At 75.1% G+C, this 7255-nt stretch carries 9 protein-coding genes; 4 read left to right on the top strand and 5 right to left on the bottom strand.

Annotated elements, in window-relative coordinates; all coding sequences use genetic code 11:
- From ABD296_RS41060 to ABD296_RS41050, 3 genes are all read right to left on the bottom strand, one after another.
- On the bottom strand, positions 1-808 hold an 808-nt coding region (locus tag ABD296_RS41060; protein ID WP_344280882.1), incomplete at its 3' end, for an ATP-binding cassette domain-containing protein.
- A gap of 153 nt (positions 809-961) precedes the next feature.
- Positions 962-1606, bottom strand: a complete 645-nt coding sequence (locus ABD296_RS41055; RefSeq protein WP_344280879.1) for a PadR family transcriptional regulator — start codon at positions 1604-1606, stop codon at positions 962-964.
- Positions 1607-1681: 75 nt separating this feature from the next.
- Positions 1682-2593 carry a TIGR03620 family F420-dependent LLM class oxidoreductase gene (locus ABD296_RS41050; protein WP_344280876.1) on the bottom strand — a complete coding sequence of 304 codons (912 nt, stop codon included), beginning with the start codon at positions 2591-2593 and terminating at the stop codon, positions 1682-1684.
- Between the two features lie 105 nt (positions 2594-2698).
- Between ABD296_RS41050 and ABD296_RS41045 the strand changes: the two genes are divergently transcribed.
- The 3 genes from ABD296_RS41045 to ABD296_RS41035 all read left to right on the top strand — a co-directional run bounded on the left by ABD296_RS41045 (position 2699) and on the right by ABD296_RS41035 (position 5399).
- Entirely contained in the window at positions 2699-3271 is a 573-nt protein-coding gene (locus ABD296_RS41045) for a TetR/AcrR family transcriptional regulator (protein ID WP_344280873.1), read from the top strand.
- A 29-nt stretch (positions 3272-3300) separates the two neighbouring features.
- Complete coding sequence (locus tag ABD296_RS41040; protein WP_344280871.1) at positions 3301-4185, top strand: hypothetical protein; 885 nt, start codon at positions 3301-3303, stop codon at positions 4183-4185.
- Positions 4186-4361: 176 nt separating this feature from the next.
- A complete protein-coding gene (locus ABD296_RS41035; RefSeq protein ID WP_344280869.1) occupies positions 4362-5399 on the top strand; it encodes an MBL fold metallo-hydrolase in 1038 nt (345 codons plus the stop codon).
- Here ABD296_RS41035 and ABD296_RS41030 read toward each other — a convergent pair.
- Positions 5381-5983, bottom strand: coding sequence for a TIGR03086 family metal-binding protein (locus tag ABD296_RS41030; protein ID WP_344280866.1), 603 nt, complete (start codon positions 5981-5983; stop codon positions 5381-5383). The genes ABD296_RS41035 and ABD296_RS41030 overlap by 19 nt on opposite strands.
- A 168-nt stretch (positions 5984-6151) precedes the next feature.
- On the opposite strand from ABD296_RS41030, the gene ABD296_RS41025 reads away from it, so the two are divergent.
- A complete protein-coding gene (locus ABD296_RS41025) occupies positions 6152-6826 on the top strand; it encodes a pyridoxamine 5'-phosphate oxidase family protein (protein ID WP_344280863.1) in 675 nt (224 codons plus the stop codon).
- A gap of 121 nt (positions 6827-6947) precedes the next feature.
- On the opposite strand, the gene ABD296_RS41020 is transcribed toward ABD296_RS41025, so the two are convergent.
- Positions 6948-7142, bottom strand: coding sequence for a DUF5302 domain-containing protein (locus ABD296_RS41020; RefSeq protein WP_344280860.1), 195 nt, complete (start codon positions 7140-7142; stop codon positions 6948-6950).
- Positions 7143-7255 lie beyond the last annotated feature (113 nt).

Below are 7255 nucleotides of genomic sequence, written 5' to 3'. Positions count from 1 at the left end.
CCCCCGCGCTGAGCCGCCGCCCCTGCAGCCCGACCTCGCGGACGCCGGGCAGCCGGTCGAGGGCGGCCCGCACCCGCGCCTCGTCCGGCGCCTCGCGCCACTCCAGGTGGACGGCGTCGCCGCGCAGCTCCCCCTTGAGGGCGTCGGGCGTGCCCTCGGCGACGACCCGGCCGCGGTCGACGATCGCCAGCCGCCGGGCGAGCCGGTCGGCCTCGTCCAGGTGGTGCGTGGTCAGCAGGATCGCGAGCGCGTCGTCGCCGGCCAGCCGGGCGATCTCCGCCCACATCGACGCGCGGGCCTCGGGGTCGAGCCCGGCGGTCGGCTCGTCGAGGAACAGCACCCGCGGCCGGTGGACGAGGCCGAGCGCGACGTCCAGCCGCCGCCGCATCCCGCCGGAGTAGGTCTTGACCGGGCGGGACGCGGCGTCCCGCAGGCCGAAGCGGTCGAGTAGCTCGTCGGCGCGGCGGCGCACGTCCGCGCCGGCCATCCCGTAGAGCCGCGCTTGCAGGACCAGGTTCGCGCGGCCTCCGGCGTCGGGGTCGGCGCCGGACTGCTGCGACACGACCCCGATGACGCGCCGCACCCGGTCGGGGCGGCGCAGGACGTCGTGCCCGGCGACGGACGCGGCGCCCGCGTCCGGCCGGATCAGCGTGGTGAGGATCTTGACGGTGGTGGACTTGCCCGCCCCGTTCGGGCCGAGCAGGCCGAGGATCTCGCCCCGGCCGACGGTGACGGACAGCCCGTCCAGGGCCCGGACGTCGCCGGGATAACGCTTGACCAGCCGGTCGGCCTCGATGGCATGCGCCATGGTCGCCTCCATGCGGCGTGACGTGCTCGCGGGGGCGTCCCGGATAGGCTGGTTTTGAGGTCTCGCCGCCGGGCCGCTCCCGCTGAGCGGTTTGCGTGGTGGGTTCTGAGGTCCCGGCGGCGGTGTTGCAGCACCGCCGCCGGGCCGCTGCGATCAGCTCTCGGCGGCACCCCTTTCCGCGAGTTCGGCGATCTCGGGCGGGACGCGGCCGGTGTCGTGGAACGCGCGCCACATCGCGAGGCCCTCCAGCGTGCCGCCGGTGATCTCGCCGAGGAAGGCCCGCACCCAGTCCGCCTCCGCCTGCAGGATGGCCAGGGCGTACTCGGCCTCCAGGAGGAAGACGCGCGGCACTTCGGTCGCCGCGGCGAGCGCGGCGCGGTCGCCCGCGATCCGCTTCTCCAGCGCGTCGAGGCGGCGGGACAGCAGCTCGGCGGTCTCGTCGGGGCCGAGCGCGCCGAGCACGGACAGCCCGGCCTCGAGCCGGCGGTGCTCGGTCTCGGGGACCTCGATCAGCTCCCGCACCCAGTCGGCCAGCTCGTCGCGGCCGGCGTCGGTGATCCGGTAGACGGTGCGTTCGGGACGGGCGCCGTCGCGGACGCTGCCCTCCACCGCCAGGAAGCCGTGCTTCTCTAGGTTCCGGACGACCGTGTAGAGCGAGCCCCACTTGATGTCCATGTCGTGGTCCTTGCCACGCGCCTTCATCAGCGAGGCCATCTCGTACGGGTGCATCGGCCTCGCGGAGACCGTCGACAGCACAGCGAGCCCCAGCAGGTTGCTCACCTTCCGCCGCTTCGCCATGCCATGCTCCTCGTACGCGAGTATTCGCACACGAGTATAAGCAGAAGCGACATAACGCGTCTATGCCTTCTCGGGTCAGAGCAGCGCCGGCGCGAGCTCGCGCCACTGTTCCAGCGGCAGGGCCGCCGGGTCGTCGGTGAGGACCTGGACGCAGACGTGGTCGGCGCCGGCGTCCAGGTGCTCTTGCACGCGTTTGCGGATCGCGTCCACATCTCCGTGCGCGACGATGGCGTCCACGAGCCGGTCGCTCGGACCTCCGCCCGGGCCGCCCGTCATGTCGTCGTCGCCGTAGCCGAGACGCCGCACGCTGGCCCGCTGGTGCTCCGCCGCCTGCACGTAGCCGGCGACGTGCGCCCGCGCGACCTCGCGGGCGCGAGCCAAGTCGGCGTCCAGCACGACGGCCTGCTCGACGCCGAGGAAGGCGTCCGGCCCCATGATCTCCCTGGCCAGCACGGTGTGCTCGACGGGCACGAAGTACGGGTGCGCGCCCCACGTCCGCTCCGCCGCCAGCTTCAGCATCTTCGGCCCGAGGGCCGCCAGCACCCGGCGCGGCGCCGGATCGGCGGGGACGGCGTGCACCGGCACCGCGTCCATCGCGTCGAGGTAGCCGCGCATCATCGGCACCGCCCGCCCGACCGCCGGCATGGCGTACCCGTCGAGGCTGCCCGCGTCCCCGACCCGGTGCCCGCCGAGCCCGAGCAGGTAGCGGCCCGGGAACGCCTCCCCGAGGGTGCGCTCGGCGCCCGCCATCGCGATCGGGTCGCGGAAGGCGATGTTGGCGATCCCGGACGCGGCGGCGATCCGCCGCGTCGCGCCGAGCACCAGCCACGCCTGGCCGACGCTGTCGCGCCCGAACGCCTCGCCGAACCAGATGGCGCCGTAGCCGAGCTCCTCGATCTCCGCCGCCACCTCGCGCACCCGTCCCACCGGCTGCCCGTCGAACGCGAACGTCCAGATTCCGACGCGGCCGAGCCCGTCCCGCTGCATCACATGCCTCCATTTTCCGGAGAACTTCTCCGGTTCTCGTTCGCGGTACGATACGGAGAACTTCTCCATTTGGCTACCCGGGCCGCGACGGCCGAGGATGGGGCGATGACCACGGTGGACGAGACGCGCCCCGGGCGCCCGCTGCGCGCGGACGCGCGCCGCAACCGCGAGCGGGTCCTGGCGGCGGCCCGCGAGACGTTCGCCGAGGTCGGCCCGGACGCCTCCCTCAACGCGATCGCGCGGCGCGCGGGCGTCGGCCCCGGCACCCTCTACCGGCACTTCCCCACGCGGCAGGCGCTGCTGGGCGCCGTCCTCGCCGACCGCGTGGAGCGGCTGTGCGCCCGGGCGGACCAGCTGATCGCGTCCGACTCCCCCGGCGGCGCGCTGTCGGGCTGGCTGCGCGCCTTCCTCGACCACGCCGGCAGCGACCACGGGCTCGGCGGCGCGGCCCTCGCCGAGCCCGCCGACCTCGGCCCGGACTGCCACGCGATGATCCGCGAGGCGGCCGGACGCGTCCTGGCCCGCGCCCAGCGGGCCGGCGCGGCGCGTCCCGATGTGACGGCCGCCGACATGATGCAGCTGGTCGTCGGCGTGGCGCTCGCCACCGGTGGGCCGGCCGGGGATCCCGCCCAGCCCGGCCGCCTCCTCGCCCTCGTCGAGGACGCCCTGCGCCCCTGACACCGCGTCCGGGCGGGTAGGAGAGGGGCGTGGAGTTCTCATCGGCGGCCGACGAGCTGTACGGGGTCGTGCCGGAGGAGTTCGTAGCGACCCGGACGCGGCTGGCGCGCGAGGCCAAGGCGGACGGCGACGCCGCGCTCGCCAAGCGCATCGGCGGCCTGCGCCGTCCGACGCTGTCGGCGTGGGCGGTCAACCTGCTGGCCCGCTCGGCGTCCGACGATCTCGGCCGGCTGCTGGAGGTCGGCGCGCGGATGCGCGAGGCGTGGGGCTCGGGCAGCGGGCTCGGCGACCTGGAGCAGCAACGGGCCCGCCTGGTGGCGGTGCTGCTGCGCCGCGCCGGCGACCTCGCGGGCGAGCAGGGGCGTCCACTGCGCGACCAGGCCGTCCGGGAGGTCGAGGACACGTTGCAGGCGGCCACGGTGGACGAGGACATCGCGGCCGAGGTGCGCGACGGGCGGCTGCCGCAGCCGCGCAGCCACACCGGTTTCGTCCCGGCGGGATTCGCCCTCGCCCCCGAGCCCGCACAGAAACCGAAGACCGAAAAGCAGCCGAAGGCCGAGAAGAAGGCCGCTCCGGCGGAGAAGAAGCCCGAGCGGCCGAAGGTCACGCGGACGAGCGCGGCGCGCGCCAAGCGGGCGGAAACCCTCGCCAGGCGGGCGGACGAGGCGGAGCAGGCCTTGGCGGACAAGGCCGAGCGCGCCGACACGGCGAAGCGGGCGGCGGACGACGCGTCCGCCGTGGTGGGACGGTTGCGGCACGAGCTGGAGCGGGCCACCGCGGAGCGGGACTCGGCGGCGCGGAGGGCGGAGCGGGCCGAACAGGCACGCACCCGCGCGGAGGAGGCGGCGCGGGAGGCACGGAAGGCGGCGGAGGAGGCGCACCGCGCCGCCGAGCGGGACGCCGCACACGGCTGACCGGTGCCCGGAACGGAGCGCCGGCGGAGTGCAGGGCTCCGGTCAGCCCGAGTCCGGGGGTCTGGGGGTCGCCCCCCAGAAACGACACTGCCGGCGGCACCCCGGCGGCACGGGCGGTTTCCGGGATGAAGTAAGTTCCACTAATAGAACGCGATTCGAGAATCGGGGGGCGCGCGGTGACGGCACCGGTGGTGGAACAGGCGGCGGAATGGTACGAACCGGGGGCGCATCCGGTGGCGCCCGGCGTGCACCGGATCCCGCTGGCGCTGCCGATCCCGTCGCTGCACGCCGTCAACGTCTACGTCATCGAGGACCCGGACGGCCCCGTCCTGGTCGACTCCGGCTGGGCGATGCCCGACAGCCGGACGGCTCTGGAAAGCGCGCTGCGCACGCTCGGCCACGGGCTCGACGACGTCGGGCAGTTCCTCGTCACGCACGCGCACCGGGACCACTACTCGCAGGCGCTCGCGCTGCGCGGCTCGTTCGGCACGCGGGTGCGGATCGGGCGCGGCGAGCGGCCCTCGATCGAGGCGTCCGGCGCCCCCCGGGGCGTGCACGCGCGCCAGATCGAGATGCTCCGCCGCTGCGGCGCCGCGGACCTGGCCGCGGAGATCGCCGGGATCCCGCACGACCCGTCCGACGAGGAGTCGCCGCTGACCGCGCCGGACGCCTGGCTGGACGACGGCGAGCAGGTCGCGCTGACGAGCCGCGGGCTGGACGTGTTCGCCACGCCCGGCCACACCCGCGGTCACGTCGTGCTGCGGGACGCGGCGGCGGGGCTGCTGTTCGCCGGCGACCACGTGCTGCCGCACATCAGCCCCTCGATCGGGCTGGAGGCCGAGCCGGAGCGGCGGCCGCTGCGCAGCTACCTGGACTCGCTGCGGCTCGTCCGCGACATGCCCGACACGCTGCTGCTGCCCGCGCACGGCCCGGTGACGCCGAGCACGCACACCCGGATCGACGAACTGCTGGAGCACCACGCGGCCCGTCTCGACGTCGCCGCCGAGAAGGTCCGTGCGGGCCACGGGACGGCCTTCGCGGTCGCCGGGGCGATGACCTGGACGCGGCGCCGCCGCACGCTCGCCGACCTGGACTCCTTCAGCCGGATGCTGGCCGTGCTGGAGATCGAGGCGCACCTGGACGTGCTGGCCGACCAGGGCGTCCTGGACGTCCACGAGGAGGGCGGCGTCCGCCGCTACGCGCCGCGGGCCTGAAAGAGCGCGGGGTCGCGGCCCAGATAGGCCAGAAGCCGGTCGGCCGGGGCGGCGGTGCCGGGCAGCGGGACGGCGGGGGCGAACAGCCCGCCGCGCGTGCCGTCGGTCACCAGCACCGCGGCGGGGGCGAGCAGCAGGCCCGCGAGGGCGGCCGGGATGGGCCGCGGGTTCCCGGTGGCGCAGCCGATGTCCCACCCGTGCACGGCGAGCTCGATGGCGCCGGTCACGGCGACCATGCACGCGCTCATCGCACACCCGCCGACGGTGACCGGCCGGTCGCCGGCGAGGCTCCAGGCGCCGAGGAGCCGGGCGGCCCCGGACCGGAACCCCGCCACCAGCGCCGCGGCCGGGTCGTCCCATGGCGGGCCGCCGGGCGGCGGCTCCGGGCGCAGCCGGACCGAGCCCGTGTCGACGGCCTCCAGCAGCGCCTCCAGGGAGTCGGCGGTGTGCAACAGCAGTGTCCCCAGGTCCCAGCCGCGGCAGGGCGTCGCCCGGCCCAGCGCCGCGGGCGTGACGTCGCCGAGCCCGCCGAGCGCATAGCCGACGGACCGTTCGAGCAGCGCCACCGTCTCCACCGTGCTCATCCCCGCCCTCGCCTTCCGGGGACCGTCCCCACCTGAACTGACCCCGGTCCGACCGGAAAGTCACCGGCCGGCGGCCCACGAGTTCCGGCGCGGCCGCTGATCCGGGCCCGGGGCGCGGTTCCGCCGCAGGTTAGGATGATCTTCCGAGCCCCCGGCGGAAGGAGCGGCATGACGCTCGCCCCCGAGTCCACCGGCGCCTCCAAGGCCACCGCGGCCCCCGGAGTCGTCGAGATCACCTCGCCCGAGGAACTGCGCGAGCTGCTCGGCGCCCCGATGCGGCGGGCCATCGACAAGGAGCGCGTCACGCTGCACGCCTGGGACCGGGAGTGGCTGGCGCGGTCCCCGTTCTGCCTGATCGCCACGAGCGACGCGGAGGGCGCCTGCGACGTCTCCCCCAAGGGCGACCCGCCCGGGTTCGCGCACGTGCTCGACGACACCACGATCGCCATCCCGGACCGGCCCGGCAACCGCCGCGCGGACGGCTTCATGAACGTCCTGAGCAACCCGCACGTCGGGCTGATCTTCTTCGTCCCGCGCCGTGCCGAGACGCTGCGGATCAACGGCCGCGCGCGGCTGGTGCGGGAGGCGCCCTTCTTCGACGACATGGTCGTGAAGGGCCACCGGCCGTCGCTGGCGCTGGTCGTGGACATCGAGCAGATCTTCTTCCACTGCGCGAAGGCGCTGATGCGCTCGAAGCTGTGGAAGCCCGAGGAGTGGGCGGAGGACACGCTCCCCTCGCAAGCCCGGATCGTGAAGGCCGTCCAGTACACCGAGGAGAGCCTCGAGGAGCTGGAGCGGCACTACGACGGCGCCGTCTACGAGAAGAAGCTCTACCGCGGCTGACCCGGCGCCGCGCCTGCTCTGACGGCTCTGACGGCTCAGGCGGCTCAGGCAGCTCGGGCGGCTCCCGGCATGGAAAGACCCCCGCGCCTTCGCGCGGGGGCCTGCTCTGCGGACGGTCCTGTCAGCCGCTCTTGCGGCGGAACTGGCGCTGGTGGTCGGCGCGCTCGTGCACGCCCCGCACCTTCGAGCCGTTCCGGCCCGTCCCGCCGGCGTTCTTGGCCGCGGCGCCGCGCTTGCGCTCCAGTGCCTCCCGGAACCTGCGCTTCACCTCGTCCTCGTCCTCGCCGCCGTCGCTTCCTGCTGCCGAGTCGGCCATGCGGACCTCCAGCTCTGTAAGGGGCACCCCTAGCCTCACATACCCCGGGGCCGGACGGCGATCCGCACCCGCCCGAAAGATCAACTTGGGAGTTTTCCCCATCAACCGGCCGG

It is taken from the genome of Actinomadura napierensis (genome assembly GCF_039529375.1).
Classification (GTDB): domain Bacteria; phylum Actinomycetota; class Actinomycetes; order Streptosporangiales; family Streptosporangiaceae; genus Spirillospora; species Spirillospora napierensis.
The sequence above is the reverse complement of the archived record's forward strand: the minus strand, read 5'-3'. Positions and strand labels throughout refer to the sequence as shown.